Annotated in this window: 15 protein-coding genes and 1 tRNA gene; 9 read left to right on the top strand and 7 right to left on the bottom strand. The window is 49.7% G+C overall.

What is annotated here, in order from left to right:
- Nucleotides 1–13 precede the first annotated feature (13 nt).
- The 3 genes from D3A97_RS02530 to D3A97_RS02520 all read right to left on the bottom strand — a co-directional run bounded on the left by D3A97_RS02530 (nt 14) and on the right by D3A97_RS02520 (nt 4,972).
- A complete protein-coding gene (locus tag D3A97_RS02530) occupies nt 14–3,343 on the bottom strand; it encodes a SusC/RagA family TonB-linked outer membrane protein (protein WP_119076336.1) in 3,330 nt (1,109 codons plus the stop codon).
- Between the two features lie 27 nt (nt 3,344–3,370).
- A complete protein-coding gene (locus D3A97_RS02525) occupies nt 3,371–4,318 on the bottom strand; it encodes a FecR family protein (RefSeq protein WP_119076334.1) in 948 nt (315 codons plus the stop codon).
- Nucleotides 4,319–4,390: 72 nt separating this feature from the next.
- Entirely contained in the window at nt 4,391–4,972 is a 582-nt protein-coding gene (locus D3A97_RS02520) for an RNA polymerase sigma-70 factor (RefSeq protein WP_119076332.1), read from the bottom strand.
- Between the two features lie 300 nt (nt 4,973–5,272).
- Between D3A97_RS02520 and D3A97_RS02515 the strand changes: the two genes are divergently transcribed.
- Together D3A97_RS02515 and D3A97_RS02510 are read left to right on the top strand one after the other, a co-directional pair.
- Nucleotides 5,273–5,346 (top strand) — tRNA-Asp (locus D3A97_RS02515).
- 518 nt (nt 5,347–5,864) lie between these two features.
- Nucleotides 5,865–6,341 carry an Arm DNA-binding domain-containing protein gene (locus tag D3A97_RS02510; RefSeq protein WP_317126377.1) on the top strand — a complete coding sequence of 159 codons (477 nt, stop codon included), beginning with the start codon at nt 5,865–5,867 and terminating at the stop codon, nt 6,339–6,341.
- A gap of 247 nt (nt 6,342–6,588) precedes the next feature.
- On the opposite strand, the gene D3A97_RS02505 is transcribed toward D3A97_RS02510, so the two are convergent.
- Complete coding sequence (locus D3A97_RS02505; RefSeq protein ID WP_119076328.1) at nt 6,589–7,449, bottom strand: alpha/beta fold hydrolase; 861 nt, start codon at nt 7,447–7,449, stop codon at nt 6,589–6,591.
- 380 nt (nt 7,450–7,829) lie between these two features.
- Here D3A97_RS02505 and D3A97_RS02500 point away from each other — a divergent pair, with 380 nt between their 5' ends.
- From D3A97_RS02500 to D3A97_RS02490, 3 genes are all read left to right on the top strand, one after another.
- On the top strand, nt 7,830–8,150 hold the full coding sequence (locus D3A97_RS02500; RefSeq protein ID WP_119076326.1) for an ArsR/SmtB family transcription factor: 321 nt from the start codon (nt 7,830–7,832) through the stop codon (nt 8,148–8,150).
- Nucleotides 8,147–8,650: an SRPBCC family protein gene (locus D3A97_RS02495; RefSeq protein WP_119076324.1), complete on the top strand. Its 504-nt coding sequence runs from the start codon at nt 8,147–8,149 to the stop codon at nt 8,648–8,650. Before D3A97_RS02500 ends, D3A97_RS02495 begins: the two co-directional genes overlap by 4 nt.
- A 79-nt stretch (nt 8,651–8,729) precedes the next feature.
- Nucleotides 8,730–9,164, top strand: coding sequence for a VOC family protein (locus tag D3A97_RS02490; protein WP_119076322.1), 435 nt, complete (start codon nt 8,730–8,732; stop codon nt 9,162–9,164).
- Between the two features lie 134 nt (nt 9,165–9,298).
- Here the strand turns inward: D3A97_RS02490 and D3A97_RS02485 are convergent, their stop codons facing one another.
- Genes D3A97_RS02485 through D3A97_RS02475 form a run of 3 tightly spaced genes read right to left on the bottom strand, consistent with a single transcriptional unit; the run spans nt 9,299 to nt 10,366 of the window.
- A complete protein-coding gene (locus D3A97_RS02485; protein ID WP_119076320.1) occupies nt 9,299–9,709 on the bottom strand; it encodes a DUF1801 domain-containing protein in 411 nt (136 codons plus the stop codon).
- Between the two features lie 5 nt (nt 9,710–9,714).
- Nucleotides 9,715–10,065 (bottom strand): hypothetical protein, encoded by a 351-nt coding sequence (locus D3A97_RS02480; RefSeq protein WP_198673833.1) that lies wholly within the window; start codon nt 10,063–10,065, stop codon nt 9,715–9,717.
- Nucleotides 10,055–10,366 carry a putative quinol monooxygenase gene (locus D3A97_RS02475; RefSeq protein WP_119076318.1) on the bottom strand — a complete coding sequence of 104 codons (312 nt, stop codon included), beginning with the start codon at nt 10,364–10,366 and terminating at the stop codon, nt 10,055–10,057. Before D3A97_RS02475 ends, D3A97_RS02480 begins: the two co-directional genes overlap by 11 nt.
- Before the next feature lie 285 nt (nt 10,367–10,651).
- Between D3A97_RS02475 and D3A97_RS02470 the strand changes: the two genes are divergently transcribed.
- The 4 genes from D3A97_RS02470 (at nt 10,652) to D3A97_RS02455 (ending at nt 18,796) form a co-directional block, all read left to right on the top strand.
- Entirely contained in the window at nt 10,652–13,357 is a 2,706-nt protein-coding gene (locus D3A97_RS02470) for a hypothetical protein (protein ID WP_198673832.1), read from the top strand.
- A gap of 38 nt (nt 13,358–13,395) precedes the next feature.
- Nucleotides 13,396–13,668 carry a hypothetical protein gene (locus tag D3A97_RS02465; RefSeq protein WP_119076314.1) on the top strand — a complete coding sequence of 91 codons (273 nt, stop codon included), beginning with the start codon at nt 13,396–13,398 and terminating at the stop codon, nt 13,666–13,668.
- 274 nt (nt 13,669–13,942) lie between these two features.
- A complete protein-coding gene (locus D3A97_RS02460; protein ID WP_232825825.1) occupies nt 13,943–15,028 on the top strand; it encodes an ROK family protein in 1,086 nt (361 codons plus the stop codon).
- 345 nt (nt 15,029–15,373) lie between these two features.
- The gene (locus tag D3A97_RS02455) at nt 15,374–18,796 is read left to right on the top strand and encodes a SusC/RagA family TonB-linked outer membrane protein (protein ID WP_198673831.1); all 3,423 of its coding nucleotides are present in this window, start codon (nt 15,374–15,376) and stop codon (nt 18,794–18,796) included.
- The last annotated feature ends 17 nt before the right edge of the window (nt 18,797–18,813 follow it).

The raw sequence follows: 18,813 nt of genomic DNA, 5'->3' as shown, positions 1-18,813 counted from the left end.
GATCATAATGGATTTAGAAATTCACGGCTATACCGGCAGTGAAGGAACGCGTGCTGGAATAGGCGGCGCCGCGCCCGTTGCCTACTTCCACATCCCACAACTTGAAGGGGGACAGCGTGAACAGGTTTACGCCTTGTACAAACAGGCTGGCAGACTTCAGGCGCATTCGCCGCATCCATGCAGCGGGCAGGTTGTAACTAAGCTGCAGCGTTTTCAGGCGTACATAATTGGCGTTCTTTACCCACCAGGTGCTGGCGGCATAGTTGTCGTTCAGCGAGCCCGCCATTAACCGCGGATAAAATGCGTTGGGGTTCGGGTTATCTTCCGTCCACCGGTCTGTAATGTTGCTGAAGAGGTTGCCGCGGGCAAGGCCCTGCTGGAACGGCATGGTGCCTTCACCGCTCAGCAGCACATCTACATTGGCGGCGCCCTGGAAAAGGGCCGAGATGGCAAAGGCTTTATAGCCAATGGTGAAGCCGGCGCCGTACATGATCTCGGGCACGTCCCCATAACCGATGGGTACCTGGTCATAAGAGTCTATTACGCCGTCGCCATTGATGTCTTTGTATTTGATATCGCCGGCGCGTACATCGCCCGTCTGGCGGGGTGAGTTCTCCACGTCTTTATCGCTTTCAAAAAGGCCCAGTGCCACATAACCAAAGCGTTGGTTCACCTTTTGGCCTTTGCGGTTCAGCCAGGGATATTTCCAGGCCGGGTCATCGTTCTCTACCGCCTTGTTGCGGTTGAAGCTGAAGTTACCCATCAGCTGAAGCGAAACGTCCCCGATCATATCGTTATAAGTCAACGAAACGTCTATGCCTTTGTTCTCTATAATGCCCACGTTGCCGAACGGTGCGTTGATCATGCCAATATAGGCCGGCAGGGAACGGCGGCGGAGGAAGATGCCGCTGCGGTATTCCTTGAACAGGTCTACCTGTACGGAGAGCGCTTCTTTCAGTACCCGGATGTCAAAGCCCAGGTTGGTTTTGCGGGAGGTTTCCCACTGCACGTCTACGGAATATTCACCTATTTCCTTACCGGTAAAAGAGTTGGTAGGTGTTTTGCCGAAGGAATAGGTACCGGTATTGGCTACGGTAGCCAGGTACGCAAACCTTCTGCCGTCTATCTGGCTGTTGCCTACTATGCCGTGAGAGAAGCGGGCCTTGAAAAACGGGATGATGCTTTTGATAGGCCGGTAGAAATTTTCCTCGGAGATTACCCAGCCAATGCCGCCTGAAGGGAAAAAGCCGTACCTCCTGTCAGGATAAAAGTTTTCAGAGCCGTTGTACCCGAAGTTGGCTTCCAGGAAATACCGGTTGTTGTACGCATAGGTAGCGCGCCCCGCCAGGCCCTGAAAGCGGTAGGGCATAGACTCCTCAAGGTTGCCCGCAAAGGTGTTGATCTTGTCGTTCTTGTTGTAGAGCAGCATGCCGCTTACATCGTGTTTGCCGAAGCTGCGGTTGTAGTTGAGGGCCAGTTCGGAATAGATGATGCGCTCACCCTGGTTAGACTTGGTATAGGCCAGAAACTCCGTACCAATGGCGGTTTGCTCAAACATCAGTTCTCCGTTCGTGTCCCGGCCAATGGCCAGCCATGTATCCGGCGTTTTGGTGTAACGGTTGCTGGTGTAGTTGTACGCATCGAAAGCGAACATGCCGGTAACGGAGAGGCCTTTGGTGATGAAGGGCAGTTGCTGCGTAAGGCGCAGGTTGGAGTTGATCTGGCTCCTCCACTGGTTGGCATAACCCACTTGTGTAAGGCTGGCCCAGGGATTGGAGAGGCTGCCGCTGCGTACGTCCGCTATTTTGCCATCGGGATAGCGGAGCGGGATCTGCACCGGGGTCATAAAGTAGGCATCCGCAAAAATATCGTTCACACCGGTGGTGGGCAGGTTGATATTATTAAGATAACCGCTGATACCCAGCTTTACAGTAGTGGTAGACGACGGTTGCAGCGTGAGGTTGGAGGTAATGTTATATCTTTTTTTGAAGATGGACGAATTGTATTTGGACAGTTCGTCAATATTATACAGGCCCATTTCATCATAAAAACCAAGGCCCACATAATATACAGCCCTTTCTGAACCGCCGCTGATATTGGCATTGGCATTGCGGAGCCGGCCGTGTTTGTTGAACAGCTCCTTGAACCAGTCTACATTCGGGTAGAGGTAGGGATCGCTGCCGTCCCTTGTTTTTTGTATGGCCTCCTCAGCATACTGGGGCGTATTGCCACGGGTAGTAAGGGCTTCATTAGACATTTCCATGTAGGTAGCGCCATCTGCAAAGGAGGGCAGCTTGGCAAAGTTCGTAAAGCCTTCCGTGTAGCGGATGTTATAGGATGTTTTACCGGCCTTGCCGGATTTGGTGGTAACAAGGATCACGCCGTTGGCGCCACGAACGCCGTATACAGCAGTGGCAGACGCATCTTTCAGTACAGAAAAGCTCTCGATGTCTTCCGGGTCAAGTTCCGCAATATTGCGCGGCACCCCGTCTACCAGCATCAGCGGCGCGCTGAGGCTGCTGGTGAAGGTGGAAATACCGCGGATGTAGATGTTGGCATCGTTATACCCCAGCTCGCTGCTGCGCTGCACGCTTACCATGCCTGCAATGCGGCCGCCAAGGGAGTTGGTGAGGTTGGAAACCGGCTGCTTCAGGTCTTTGGGCGAAACGGTGGTTTGCGCGCCTACCAGGCTTACCTTCCTTTGTTGGCCAAAGCCCACTACCACCACTTCTTCCAGGGCTGATGAGGCCTCATGCATCACCACGTCCAGCTTGGTATGGCCGCTCACCGGAACCTCCTGTTTGCGGTAGCTGATCATGCTGAACACCAGCACCGCATCGTCTTCTACAGAAAGAATATAACGCCCGTTAATGTCTGTACCCGTACCGTTACGGGTATCTTTTATCATAATGGTAACACCCACCATGGGTTGGCCCGTGGTATCTCTCACAATACCGGAGATCTCCCTTTTACCGTTGTTCACAGGCGCTGTGCCGGCTGGCTGCTGGCCGCGCACGGTTACGGAAATATTATTGCCGGCCGTTTTGAACTGTAACCCGGCCTGCTTGCCGATCTCGGATAGCAGCTTTTCTACGGTAATGGTTTTGTAGTTCAGCGTGAGGTTGCGGGGAGCCGCTTCCAGCGATTTGTCATACAGGAACCTGAACGTAGTCTGTTTTTCAATACTGCGGAATACTTCCGTTACCCCGGCGTTCTTTACCGAAATGTTAACGGTCTGTGCATCCGTGCCTTGCGCCAGAACAGGCGTGGCAAGCGCCAGCAGCGGAATAGCGAATAGCAGCAGCCTGAGTTGCTGCAGCTTTCTCTGTAAAATTGGATTCATACATTCTGTTTTGAGCGTGTTAGGTGGTTATTTTTTGCGGATACGAACGGTGTTGCCATCCTGCGTGTATTGCAGTTGGAAAATGAAACAAATGGACTCCAGTGTGCTGTTCAGGGAAGTGTTGGCCTGGGTGCCTGACAGCATATAGTTGCCTATACCGGGTGTTTCCAGCACCACCCTGATGCTGTACCATCTTTCCAGTACGGCGCTTACTTCCTGCAGTGTGAGGTTGTTCATATTAATGATACCTTGCTGCCAGTTGCTCATCAGCGCGGGATCTGCGGTGGCGCTGCTGAAATCATCATTATCTGTATTATAGGATGCCTGTTCTCCTTTGGCCAGTACAATGCTGGCGCCGTGAGGGTCGGCCACTTTTACTTTACCGGTCAGTACGGCTATACGCGGTTTTTCTCTTGGGTAAGACTTTATATCGAACGACGTGCCGAGCACCTGTGTGGAAAGCTCCCCGCTGTGTACTACAAAGGGACGCTCCTGGTTTTGCCTTACATCGAAGAAGGCCTGCCCCTGCAGGTACACCGTGCGGGCAGCACCGGTGGCGGACAGGTTGTAACGGATGCTGGAGCGGGCATTGAGCGTTACCACCGAGCTGTCTGGCAAGCGGAGGGTCCTGATCTCTCCGTCTCCGGTGCTGGCGGTGAGCCATTCTGCGGACTGCGGGGAGGGAGAGGGCCATAACAACCGTACTGCCACCAGCAGCACGGCCGCGGCGGCGGCATAGGGCAGCAGGCGGCGGAGCAGCGGCTGACGGGGCGCGGCCTTGCGGAGGATGCGTTGCTGCAGATGCGGCGGTAACTGCCGGGGATGGGCCTGCTCCCACTCCTGGAAAGGCAATGCTTCCTGCTGGTCCTCCTTTTCCGTCAGTTCAAGAAAAAGGCGCAGTTCTTCCGGGGTAGCGGTGTTTTGCTGTATCTTTTCGTATAGTTCCCTGATACGCGCGGAATGGTGTTGACTCATATGGCAAGAGAAGCTTCTTTCCCATATATACACGAAAAACGGCGGCACTACTTAGCCGGTCTTCAAATTTTTTTAGCGGAGGAAGAGGAGCACCAGGAGTATATAGCTGTCTTTCAGCTCAGCCCTGATCACTTTAAGGCTGCTGTGGATATGGGCTTCTACGGTGCGGATGGAAATGCCGAGCCGGTCTGCTATTTCGCGGTGGGTGAGGCCTTCTTCGCGGCTCATTTTAAATACGGTACGCTGTTTATCTCCCAGTTTACCGAGTATTTGCTGGTACTGGCGGTACAATTCATTGTAGTCCAGCTTGCGGAGAATGCTGTCTTCCTGGTGCAGGGCGGCCTCTACCGGGCTGGCAGCAGCCAGTTGGCGCAAGGCCTTGTTGCGCATGAAGTTGATGATATGGTTGCGGGCAATCGTAAAAATGAGTACTTCCGGGTTGGCTTCAGGGTCCAGCTTGTCCCGGAAATGCCAGAGCTTGAGAAAGATGTCCAGCGTCAGTTCTTCCGCATCTTCATCGTTCCCCGTTTTCTTTTTACAATATCCCAATACTTTTGGGCCAAGGATGCCGAGTAGTTCCCGGAGAGCCTCTTCCTCGCCCTTTTTGAACCGGAGCATCAGGCCCGGCGCCATGTGGTTCACTCTAGTCTCCATGATGAACGCAAAATTAGAAAGCGAATGTTATCGAAAGGTTATGCTTCGTCTGCGCGGAGTGCCTGTCTTTCATCTGACCTAAAATTGTGGAATTAGCTACGGCCAATATTAGTAAAATAAAAATTAAATTTTCACTGGTAAATTCGCCTTCCCATGAGCTGGAAGGTGGGTAGGGGGTAATTTTGTATTGATATGGAGGGGATTTTTATGCGTAAAAATTTGGCTATTTGAAATAAATATTTCTATATTTGCAGCCCCGAAGGGGAACAACAGATGGGCTGAAAGGCTTGTCTGTGGTGAGGATCGGTAGTTCAGTCGGTTAGAATGCCGCCCTGTCACGGCGGAGGTCGCGGGTTCGAGTCCCGTCCGGTCCGCACGATTTAGAAGAGACCCGCGCTTGGCGCGGGTTTTCTGTTTTTAGTCGAGTATTTAGCCGAGTTCCCTTTTGTTTTCAATGATCTTTACGGAGGTTAACATACTTTTCATTTAAGAAAAGTGATTTGAAAAGATGGGATCAAGTCAAATTCCTGGGGGATTCTAAGTTTACGCATACAACTTCCGCATACGGAGTTCCAAGCCGATAACAAGGCGACAAGAAGCCGATAAGCCCGGGGTGCCAAGCCGACAACAAGGCGATAAGAAGGCGGCCGCCCCTTTATATGTCAAATTTAAGCCATCATTATAGCTATGATCCTCAATACCCTATAATACCGTTCTGCTCTTTTACGTCTTCCCCAATTTCTCAACCTGATCCATTTTACTTTTAACGGGTTGATTTTCAGAATTTAACAACAACTTCACCGCACGTTCTTCCTACCTTTATTTCAGCTTGACAATTTAAAAACTCGACCTGCAACTCGACCCGGGTCACGGTCTTTAAAATGTCAGGGTCATAAGGTTACCGATCAAGCTGATTTGTCGCACAAAAAGAATGCATGAAGACGGTACTGCTACCGTATTCATGCAATACTGTTACACAGCCGAACAAAGAACATTGCTGCATACCGGCATCAAAATTCCACCAGCTTACTGGAATAAAAAGCAGCGCTGTATTTCCGATGAACTGCCCTCCGAAGTAGGTAATCATGAAGAACTCAACATTGAGCTTAGGCGACAATTCAGGATAGCGGAAGACCTGGTGACACATGCCATCCGAAATAAAATGCCGGACAAAGGCGCATTCGTAAGGAAAACCTTCACGCCTTCTTTGGTAATCACATCAGTGGAGGAACGTGTCAATGAAGCAGCTGAAAAAGAAGAGGAAAGCAAAAGGTCTAAGATGGATGTCTACTACCAGTTTGACGAATATATCAAATCAAAGGAACGGAAGGTCAAAGAACTGCGTTTGATTTCGGGCGCTTCCTGTTAAATAATCCATATCAGTTATTTTGAATACTTGCATATTCACCAATTATTATGCTAATATCGGTAGTTGTCCATTTTTTTTCTTTTTTATACGCACCTCTTTTTTAGTGGTGTTAATTAGTAAGAAGTTCGAAGTGTGAATAATGCAGTTGATGTTAAGTTCAACTGCTCAGTTTTATTCGTCCAGCCCGGAATACTGATGAGCAGCGAACAAGACGATGAGATTATATTCGTCAGCTAGCATAGCCCTGTTAGTAGCTGTTGCTATTCGTACGTACAAATGATTTTAACATGGGAACAAAATTGTCTGCATTTTGATATATAGCTATATGGTCGCCTGTTAAACTGCCCGTTTTTGCATTTGAAAATTCTCGGCTAAGCAATTTATCAACTGTTTTATTTGGTTCGATTGTTTTAGTTCCAGTCACAATCAATACCGATTTTGAAAAAGCATATAGTTTTCTAAAATCGATTTTGTAGGCAGATACGACAGACAATCCTTTAAGGCGATCTTTTTGTTTTAGCCACTTGGGCCACATGGGGTGAGTGCGAATGTCAAACGTATCGCAATTAGTCATCTCACATCGAAAACTTTTGATCATGTCTTCGGTCACAATTGCTTGCGGCGTAAAATCTTTGGATAGCTCATCTATTTGTTTCATTTTTTCGGAATACTCGCCTTTTCTTTTTGCAATGTCAAACAAAGGAGGTTCAACTAAAACAAGGCACTTAATCCTATCAGGATGGTTTAGGGCAAACTCGAAAGCAATAACTCCACCGTATGAGTGTCCAATCAAAATGATTGGAGTCGTGATATGAAGGGAGTCAAGTGTCGCTTTTATAGCATCACTTTCCATACTCACGGAATAGTCTATGGGTAACGTCCACCCTGCGTCCGCATACTGAACATTGAATTGAAGCATGCGGATTACTGTAAATGTATCAGACAACAGCCTAGCGTGAGCAGCAAAAGCCGTATAGTCAAACGTACCGCCATGAAGAAAAACAATAGGTTGGCCGCTGCCTTCAATAAATACTTGTTTAGTCTTAGCCTGTGCTTGTCCAACCAGTTGGCTAAAGGAAAATAGCAAAAAAGTTAATATTCCTTTCATAACGAAAGTACGTTTTGCAATGGCTACTAACGAACAGGGCTTTATGCAGGTTGGGAATTGGTATTCCGTCTGCCAATAACCGCGGCTAATTGAAAATATGTTGTTGAAGTTACAAACAAAAGTTGATAGTAATTCGTTTGACTGGATTGAAGCTGGGATTTGTATTTGGCTGATGCAACAATGATCTTTACGGAAGTTAATGTTATATATATTCAATTTAATGAAACCCCGGGAATCCTTCTAGTTGCCCAAATTGAATCCACACAATTTTGATCGAGTGATAGGGATGCCGTTAACAAAAAAAAATGCAAATATATTTGCGCAACTCAAAAGTTGCACATATATTTGCAACCTGAGGGTTGCTCAATTAATAACCAAGAATGAAACAAGATATATTCCAGGCCATAGCCGACCCGACACGGAGAGCTATTTTAACGTTGCTTGCCATCCAGGCGTTGACACCAAATGCAATGGCGGGAAAATTTGATATGACCCGCCAGGCGGTGTCAAAACATATTAAAGTATTGCACGAATGCGAATTAATTAAACCGGAGTATAGCGGCAGGGAGATTTATTATCACCTTAACGCGAAAAAAATGCAGGAGTTTGACCATTGGCTGGCCCAGTTTAGGCAGAACTGGGAGACTCAATTTAATCAGCTTGACAATCTATTATCAACAATAAAAAAGCAGAAAAAATGAGCAACGATATGCTATTTGATTTTAATGTTGACAAAGCAGCGAAAACGGTATTCATAGCCAGGGAATTTAATGCAGGGCTTTCTTTAGTATGGGATGCCTTTACTAAACCAGAACTGCTGGACCAATGGAGCGCACCTGCACCTATGCGCGCCAAAACCAAGTATATGGATTTTAAAGTTGGTGGGCGAAGGTTCTATGCGATGATAAGCCCCGACGGACAGGAGCGTTGGTCGGTTCAGGAATATATTTCGATTACCCCGAAAACCAATTTCAAAATGTATAATTCTTTTGCAGACAAAGATGAAAACCGGGAATTGCCTGGGTCTGAATGGGATTACACTTTCAGCGAACAGCATGGCAGAACAAAGGTGAGTATCACTATTTTTAATGAATCCCTTGCCCGCATGGAGAAAATGATTGAAATGGGCTTCACCGAAGGATTTAAGATGACAATGAACAATCTGGATAGTGTGTTGGCAGCCTTATCGCAGAAATTATAAGAAAGAAATTGCCAATCATATTGACAATGGCAACGCTGAATAGCGTGAGCAGAAATTTTTAAAACTTAAAAATAAAACTATGAGAACAATTAATCCCTGGATCAACTTCAATGGCAACGCCGAAGAAGCATTCACCTTTTACAAATCGGTTTTTGGCGGAGAGTTCACAAAGATCATTCGCTTCAAGGATCTGTCAGGTCCTGAATTCCAGGTTCCAGAAAACGAAGCAAATAAGCTCTTACACATTGGTTTACCTATCGGCAAGCACAATGTATTAATGGCCAATGATGTTCCGGAATTTATGGGACGGGTAAACGAAAATGAAAACAGGTCTAAAATATTAATTAGTGCGGAAAGCCGTGAAGAAGCCAACAAAATATTTAACGGATTATCAGCAGGAGGAGAGGTTGAAGGGCCTATTGGAGACAGCCCCTGGGGTACATACGCCGGTATGTTCAGAGATAAATATGGCATTGAATGGATTGTGGAGTTTGACCCCAATTACAACGGATAAATTTAACGGAGATAAAAGCGGCCCTTACATGGTGCCGGGCCCAACGTCATAAAAGCCTGTGCGCTACAATTATCTCGTTTCCCTCTAGGTAAAAAGCCGCTGTTCCTTTACTGCTTCCATATTTTGGCAGTTGTTTACTGTTTCGACTTTATCCTGAAACTTTTATCCAGCTCAACCGCTTCATTTATCAGCCCGGTTAAAGCGGAAATATCAATTTCATCGACCGATTGATAGATCTTGTAGAAGATCTGTTTGTTAGTGCCATGTGTCAGATAATTGTTTTTATCTTTCAGGCGATTGCCATACCAAAAGCCGAACAATACGCCGTTTTTTACGCCACTTCGGGGAACGGATGCGGGAAAGATCAGGCAAATAGATTTGGTGCCGTAGAAAAACGGAACATTGTAAGACAGTTTCTCTTTTCCGTACCCATTTAAGGTTGCTATTGTTATCTCGCGTAGAACGTCTGTTAGCAGGACTTCATCTCTTGGAAGAAACTCAAAGAGTTCCAGCAACGACCGGAATTTTATCTGTTCTTTTGCCATTTATATTACTTTCCTTTTTTTAGGGTCAATAACAATTTGTCCAATTGCTGAAAATCTATGATCATACCTTCTTTAAATCCCATCTCTATCTCTTTTTCAAGATCAGCCAGCGTGTCATAAGTCAGCAGCATATCTACCTGCACTTTATTATCTCCCGGAATAAAGTTGTTCTCCCACAAATTTTGAGGGAACGCGGGGTTTAGAATGCCCTTTTCATCACTCAACCCACCTTTTGAAGCAAACGATCTTTCTTTTTCAATAGAAACAAAATTGGCTTTGGCATAGTGCTTTTCACAATTATTTGGTTTCGCAAATATTTTTAAGTGGGGATAAGCGGCTATACCATCAAAATCCACTTCCTTTCCCGCCGAGCACTTCCAGCGCAGTGCCTTCGGGCATCCCGTTCAGCAACGGCATGGCCTTCGTGATCAGCTCCCGCGTGGCGGGCAGCTTCAGGGAGTTATCATGTTCTTCCTTGCTTTCCCAAATTTCCCATACGCGTACGGCGTCCTCATCTTTTTCGTCTTTGGTAACAACGTACAGCAGGCAGCCTGCATAATTTTGCAGCCCGCCGGCCGCTTCCAGCAGGATGCCCGCCAGCTCGTCCCTTTTTCCCGGTTGGGCCCTGAGTACACCCATGTATCCGTACTTGCTCATTTTAACAGTTTTGTTCCTGCAACAAACTTAATCATAACTACGGTCACACCTGCATGTTATTGCCGGAATTTTTAACGGCAGTTATGCCGCTGATGGATTGTTAAAAGCCTGCAGCAGCCTGGCGGGTGCTAAACAATCCCGCTGGGTATTGCAATTCTCCCGGGAAATTTGCAAATTAGCGTCCTTCCAACTTTTTCCACGATTTCAAAAACGGACATGCGCAACTACTTTACACTCATTTGGCATATTGCCTTTCTTCCCTGCCTGTTTTTTTCTACGAGCATATTGGCTCAAAGCGCTCCTTCGGGCGCAAAGAAAGTTTACCGTTTCCATGCTTCCGAAGCTGCGGTCAACAAAGCAACTGCCGAAGTGGTAGCAGACGAGCGTTTAGGCAATCATAAAGGCACAACGCTGAAAGCCGGTGTAGCGGCTACGGTTGATGGCAGCACGCCTGAAGCCGACCTCGTTTTCCACGTAAAGCTACCCGCCGCCGGCCGTTATATGATGCATAGCTACGCCGTTACAGACGCGGAAGGCGCTGCGCTGATGAAAAAAGCGAAGACGAAGTTTGAGTCTTTATTTATGAAGCTGCAGGTGGGCAACGGCCGCCCCACAAAGAGGGTGGTATATGTGCCCTGGGACAGGCCCCGCCAGGAAACCGGCAAATTTGAATTTGACGGCGGGGAACAGGCCGTAAAGATCTGGCTGCCCAGGGGCGTGCGGCTGGAATATATTGAGCTGACGCCCTATACGCCGCCAGCCGTACCGCCCCAAGCGCAAAATTACCGGCCTGCCGTAGTGCCGCCGGCGGCACATCCCAGGCTCTGGGTGAACCGGCAATCTTTGCCGCTGATAAAGAGCCGGCTGGCGGCTGATGGGAACCAGGCGGCCTGGGAGAAGGTGAAGAAGGCCGCGCTGACGCCGTTCGTTTTTGAATTTGACAGGGCCAAAGAAGTGGCTTATAATGCTGAACTGGAAGTTGCGGCGGAGAGTAAGGCGTTCTACTACCTGATGACGGGAGATAAGAAAGCCGGCCGCGAAGCGATCACCCTGATGACCGATTATTTGTCGCACGTAGAGTTCGGCAACATCCTGGATATTACCCGGGAAATTGGCAGGGCCATTTATTATGGCTCGGAGGTGTATGACTGGTGTTATGACCTGCTCAGCGCAGAAGAGAAAAAGCAGCTTTGCAAACACCTGCTTCGCCTGGCAGATGATATGGAAATAGGCTGGCCGCCCTTCCTGCAAAAGATCATCAACGGGCACGGCAACGAAGCGCAGGTGAACCGGGACCTGCTTTCCATGAGCATTGCCATTTATAACGAAAATCCCTTGCCTTACCAGTACTGCGCTTATACTGTGCTGGAAGACCTGGTGCCGATGCGCAAATTCGAATACCAGTCTCCGCGGCACAACCAGGGCGTGAATTACGGCGCCTACCGCATGGGTTGGGAAATGCATGCCGCATGGCTGCTGTACAGGATGACAGGGCAGGAAGTGTTTGACCCCAATATCAAGAACGTTCGGAAATTCTGGCAATATATGCGCATGCCCAACGGACAAATGCTGCGTGATGGCGATGGTTTTGGCGCCGGAAAGCCGGGAGAGCCCTATTACTGGAAGTCTCCGCTCACCATGTTGCTCTTCTACGCTTATGCGGCTGACCCCGTGCTGAAAGGTGAATTTGTGCGGCAGGGCGGTTTACCGGGCAATCCCGTATTGTTCCTCCTGCTGAATGACCCGGCCCTGCAGGCGGAAGCCAGCCTGCAATCGCTCCCGCTTACCCTGGATTTTGGGCCTGTACTGGGAGCTATGGTAACGCGCACGGGCTGGAACATAGACGCTAACAGCAATGATGTGGTAGCAGAGATCAAAGGAGGCGGGTACCATTTCGGGAACCACCAGCATAGCGACGCCGGCGCCATACAATTGTACTACCGCGGCATGCAGTTTGGCGACCTGGGCGTGTATAAGTTTTACGGCACGCCGTACGACTTCAATTTCAATAAACGCTCCATTGCTCACAGCATGATGCTGGCCGTTGATCCCGCTGAAAAGTTCACCCGCGCGGAAGCCAACGACGGCGGAACGAAGTTCAACCAGCGCGCTCCAACCACTGTGCAAGAAGTACAGACAGACCCCTGGTTCAACAACGGCAAGGTGCTGTCTGCGGACTTTGGCCCATCAAAGACGCGCCCGTTCTACAGCTATTTTGCGGTAGACCTCACCGGCGCCTATACATCAAAAATGAACGGTTACAACCGCGGTTTTTGCTTTCTTAACCTGGGCCGCGAAGACGTTCCCGCCGCCATCATCCTGACAGATGATATGACCACGGCTTCGCCCGGTATCAAAAAATACTGGCAGATCAATGCGCTCAATGCACCCGAAACAACAGCGAACGGTGTGGTGCTGACTGCCCGGCAGGGCAACCTGACAGGCAAGACCCACATCAATATGCTGCTGCCCGCGGCCGCTAACCGCCAGATGGAGGTGCGCAGCGGCCCTGATGCCAACAACGTTTTCGACAAGAAATATGAAGTGCCCAATGTTGGCCAGCCGGAAGAGAACGGCCATCGTATCATGATCTCTCCCAAAAAGGCATCCCCGAGAGACCGCTTTCTGACGGTGCTGCAGTTAACCGCGGGAGACCAGCAGGCTTTGCCGGTCAAATATTATGAAACCCCGGTGAGTTATGTGGTGCTGCTGGCAGACCGCGTGGTGAGCATGAGCAACAGCAGGGAACTGATAAATAAAGGTTTCTCTGTAAAGGTGCCCGGTAATGCAGCCTGCCAGATCGTACTGACGGGCATGGCGCCCGGCAAATGGAACATCCGCGGGGGGAATAGCAGGCTGAACGTGAATACCAGTGTAGAAGCCGGCAAAAATACCATCTTCCTCAAAGCCAAAGGAGGAACGTACACCATTAGCCCGCAGTGGGCCGCGGATGCTGAAATGTTGCGCACGGAAGAGAACTTCGTACCATAAAATTTTTACCTTCGCCGTTCAATTTTATTTTCAAAGACATGAGTTCATTAGGCTGGAAGCTAGTCAGGAATTTTGAGCAGGATTTTCCCGTTGAAGGGCAGGCAGTAACGGTGAGGTTTGTTACCATGAGCTGCGTACACAAGCAGCTGTACCAGGTGTACGTGCCTTACAACGGCAAAACGGCGCGCTTTCACATACAGAAAAATGATGCGGGGGAATTTAAAATTGTAGGGAGCGGCGTATGCCCGCCACCGTATTTACCGCTTGAGGCAGATTTTGCGTCGGCCATTGAGGCGTCGCCGGTGGGGTAAGTGATAAAAGCGGTCAAACAACGCAGGAGATTTCCGCCTTTTAGCCTCCCATTATAGCAGTTTTTTCACTCAAAACAGTGTTATTTTACCATTTTGACCCTAACTTCCTAAAAAAAATAAAAAGTTTCTTGTTCATTTTAAAATTGTGACTATCTTGTAGCTGTTATTCTACTCCATGAAAAAGGATGAACAATATAAACGCCTGATTCTTCGTGAGTTTTATTATTCGAACATTCTATCGGCAACTGAGCTGAGTGAACGCATAGGTAAGAGCTTGCCTTTAATTATACGGACGGTCAATAACCTGGTGAAGGAAAAGATTTTGCAGGAGTCCGGTTATGCACCTTCCAGCGGCGGTCGCCGCCCTATCATCTACACTATCAATAAAAAAGCGCTGTACATCCTGTCTGTTTCCATGGACCAGTTGGTGACACGTATATCGTTGATGGACCTGGAGAACCGCCACGTCAGGGGAATTGAAAGATTTGAACTGCCGCTGAAGAACAATCCTGACGTGCTGAAGAAATTGGCAAAGAAACTGCTGGAGGTTATAAAAGAATCAGGGATCAGCAAATCAAAGATCATTGGCATAGGCATAGGCATGCCGGGTTTTATCGATGTGGAAAAGGGGGTGAACTATTCGTTTCCCCTGATGAGCAACGGTACGGGTACCATTGTAGAGTACCTGTCTACCGCCACCAAGCTGCCGGTATATATCGATAACGACTCCAGCGTGATTGCCCTGGCGGAGTACCGTTTTGGCAATGCGCAGCAAAAGCTCAACAGCATGGTGATCAACATCGGCTGGGGCGTAGGGCTGGGCATGATACTCAATGGCCGCCTCTTCCGCGGCAACAACGGGTTTGCGGGAGAGTTCAGCCACATACCGCTTTTTAACAACAACAAACTTTGCAGTTGCGGCAAAAGCGGTTGCCTGGAAACGGAAACATCCATGCTGGTGTTGCTGGAAAAGGCGGCGGAGGGGCTGAAGGCCGGCAAAATATCATCGTTGCCGAAGCATTTCCCCACCGGTGATATTGAGAAAGACTGCGAAAGCATTGTAGAGGCCGCCACCCGGGGAGACAAATTCTGTGTGGAGCTGCTGGCGCAAATTGCCTACAACATCGGCAGGGGCATGGCCATCCTGATCCACATCCTCAACCCGCAGTCAGTAATACTGAGCGGGAGGGGCTCGCTGGCCGGCAAGTTATGGATGGCTCCCGTACAGCAGGCGTTGAACGAACATTGTATTCCCCGCCTCGCAGATCATACGGAGGTGGAGGTGTCAAAGCTGGGATATGAAGCGGAATTGATAGGATCAGCCGCACTCGTGATGGAGAATTATGTACATCAGAATTAGGAGACAATAAAAATATCGATAGCACAAAACGTAAAATGATTTTCCCGGAAAAAGGGAGCAAGTTATGAATGAAAAACAGGGCAATGAATAGTCGCTGACTATCAAATTTATTCGTATACAGTGAACATTTTTTTCGTAACAGTGAACATTTAGTAATTCCTCGCTTTCATTGCCATTTGAGACAGGTTGTTGAGATTAGTACGCGTTCCAAAATCTAATTTTTAAATCAAAACAGATGAACAGATGTAGACTGCCCCTGTGGGCAATTTCCATGCGGTAGCGGCGTGGAAATAACAGACAGATCAACCAAATACCAGAATCTACGACTCTAAAAACTTCATTCTCATGAACAGATGTAAACTGCTCTTGTGGGCTATATCCCTATTGCTCATAAGTAACACCCCGTTATTTGCCCAGGTGAAACGTACCATCACCGGCGTTGTAAGGGGTACAGACGGTAATCCCATTCCTTATGCCACGGTACAGGTCAAAGGCGCCAAACAGGGCACGGCGGCAGACGAAACGGGTATGTACGCCATTATGATAGACAACCCCAATACCGTGCTGGTATTCAGCTCTGTGGGTTTCTCCTCCAAAGAGGCTGCCGTTGGGGCAGATAATGTACTGAACATTATGCTGGACCCGCCGGTAGCCATGAACGAAATAGTGGTTACGGCCATGGGCATCAAACGGGAAGCCAAATCTATCGGCTACTCCGCGCAGAAAGTAAGCAGCGTGGAAATTACCAGGGCGGCCGCGCCTGATATTGCGTCAGGCCTCATGGGCAAGTCGGCCGGTCTCAACATCACGCCCAATAACGGTGTGCAGGGCGGCTCCAGCCGCATCGTGATCCGCGGCAACAACAGCATCCTCGGCAATAACCAGCCCCTCATTGTAATGGACGGCATCCAGGTGCAGAACGACCCCGTGGGCGGCTCCGCGCAAACGGCTTCCACCAGCCTGGAGAACCCCAAAGACTGGGGCTCTTTCATGAACTTTATCAATCCCGATGAGGTTGAAGATATTACCGTGCTGAAAGGCGCTACCGCCGCCGCCCTTTACGGCGCCAGGGGCGCCAACGGCGTTATTCTTATCACCAGCAAAAAGGGCGCTAAAAGGCAGGGCATCGGCGTAGACTATAACTACTCCAACCTCTACACCAAAGCCTACCGCTTCCAGGAGATGCAGAACGAGTACGGTTATGGCGGCTCCAACGCCATGTGGTCTGCCGTACCGGAATTTCCCACCACAGCTTCCGGGGAACTGCGGTACCCCGGCAACTATCCGTGGGACGGGCAACCGGCGGGCGACAAATACCAGGCCGCGGGCGCTATACCGGGCGGCTATTCCACGTGGGACATCTTCAGCTGGTACGGCCCCGCCGCTTCATGGGGGCACCGGCTGGACGGTACGGAAATTGTATGGTGGGACGGCGTAAAACGTACCTGGTCTCCGCAGCCAGACAACCGCAAGGCGTTTTTCCGCACCGGCAACACCCAAACGCATAACCTGTCTTTCAGCGGCGGGGGAGATTTTGGAACCATCCGCGTAGGCCTCACCCATATAGACAATAAATCCGTTCAGCTCAACAGCCACTATGACCAGAACAATGTGAACCTCGGTTCCAACCTCAATATTTCCAAAAAACTGAAAGCCGAGATCAATGCCAGCTATACCAGCTACAACCGCCTCAACACGCCAGACGTAGGCTCTGAGAACGGTATCAGCAAGTTCCTCATACACGGTATGTCAAGAGATTACCGCCCGCTGGAAATGGACATCTATAAAAATGCGGACGGCAGCAAGAATATTTTTGACCAGACCTCGCCGCTGCGTTTTTATCCTTACAACAATAACGCCTTCAAAGACCTGTTCTGGAACCTGTTTGAGCACAACCAGCGCCTCAGCCGCAACCAGTTGCTCGGCTCCGTGCGCCTCACCGCAGACGTAACGCCCTGGCTTAATATTTCCGGCCGCACGTCGCTGAACTACGCCAATACATCCGTAGAAAGCAAGTACACGCCCATAGACGCCCTTGGCGTACGCGGCCAGTACGGCATGGAAAGCATCCGCAACCAGGATGTGAACTTTGAACTGTTTACCACCGTGCATAAAGAAAACCTCTTTACCAAGGGCTTCAACGCCAGCCTGCTGGTAGGCAACAGTGCGCTGAAAAGCCGTATGTATGGCAATAGTGCCTGGAACAATGGGGAGAAATCGGCTTTCTCCGTACCGCACAAATACTTCCTTGCCAATACTACCGGTACGCTGGACCTGCCTAAAGAAACATTTGCCAATTACAACCTGAACTCGCTGTTCGGTGTGCTGGACCTGTCTTATAACGATTACCTCTTCCTGCAGCTCACCGGCCGTAACGACTGGTCTTCCACGCTGCCGGTAGAAACGTCTTCGTACTTTTTCCCTTCCGCCAGCCTGAGCTTTGTGTTTACGGAAGCGTTCAAGAAGATGCAGAACATCAGCTGGCTCACCTACGGCAAGCTGAAAGTATCAGCCGCTCAAAGCGCTAACGGCGCCAATCCTTACCAGACCACGTATACCTACAATTCAAGGGTGATCTCCAATTACCTGAACGTAGCGGCGGAAAGCGCGCCTACTACTTTCGGGGGCCTCACCGTAAGGAGGCTGCAGCCCAACCTGCCGCCGGCAGACCTGCTGGTGCCGCAGCGCAATACATCTTATGAGCTGGGCCTGGAAATGGGTTTCCTGAACAACCGCCTGAACGCGGAGATCACCTACTACCAGGCAAAGGCCACCAGCCAGATCATGAGCGGCTCCCTGGCCTGGTCTGCAGGCGCCAACGCCATTACCTTCAACAGCGGCGAGCTGTCTAACAAGGGCGTTGAGTTCATTATCAGGGCCACGCCCGTTTCCACTCGCAACTTCCGCTGGAACCTGGCGCTGAACGGTGCGCACAATACCAACAAGGTAGTAGCGCTGGCGGAAGGTATTGACAAGTACCTGCTGCAAGACCTCTGGGGTAACAATGGTGTACAGATGTATGTAAAAGTAGGAGAGAACTACGGCACCATTTACGGGTATGACTATACGTACCTGAACGGCCAGAAGGTAGTGCAGCAAGTGCTGGATAAAAACGATCCCGCCAAAGTAGTAGGCACGCAATACGTAACTACCGCAGACCCTGTGCCCATCGGCAATGCCACGCCCAAGCTCACCGGCGGTTTGAGCAATACTTTCAGCTACAAGAATTTCAGCCTGTATGTGCTCACAGATTTCAAGCTGGGTGGCGATATTTACTCCGCGGACTACGCGGGGGCGGTAGGCATGGGCCTTTCCCCCTCCACGCTGAAAGAACGGAACGGCGGCGGCCTGGCTTACATTTATCCTGACGGTACCACAGCCAACCACGGCGTGATACTGGACGGCGTGTTTGCAGACGGGAAGCCTAATACGGACGTAGTGCATTACATGTATAAATACGCCGGTATATCACAAGGCTGGTCTAACATTAAAATGCCCCGCAGCGAAGGCATCTTCGAAAACTCCTGGGCCAAACTGCGCGAGCTGACCATCACCTACAGCCTGCCTTCCCGCATTGTGAAACGCACCCGTATTTTCCAGGGCCTGGATGTTTCCCTGATAGGCCGCAACCTGTTCTACCTGTATTCTTCCCTGCCAGACAACCTGAACCCCGAGGCCATCAACGGCATCGGCAACGGGCAGGGCATACAGTGGGCACAGTACCCGGCCATGCGCGATTTCGGTTTCTCCATTAAAACAAGGCTCTAACCCAAAACATGCAGATC

It is taken from the genome of Chitinophaga alhagiae (assembly GCF_003568665.1).
Classification (GTDB): domain Bacteria; phylum Bacteroidota; class Bacteroidia; order Chitinophagales; family Chitinophagaceae; genus Chitinophaga; species Chitinophaga alhagiae.
Note: the sequence above shows the minus strand (reverse complement) of the source record. Positions and strands in the feature narration are given on the sequence as shown.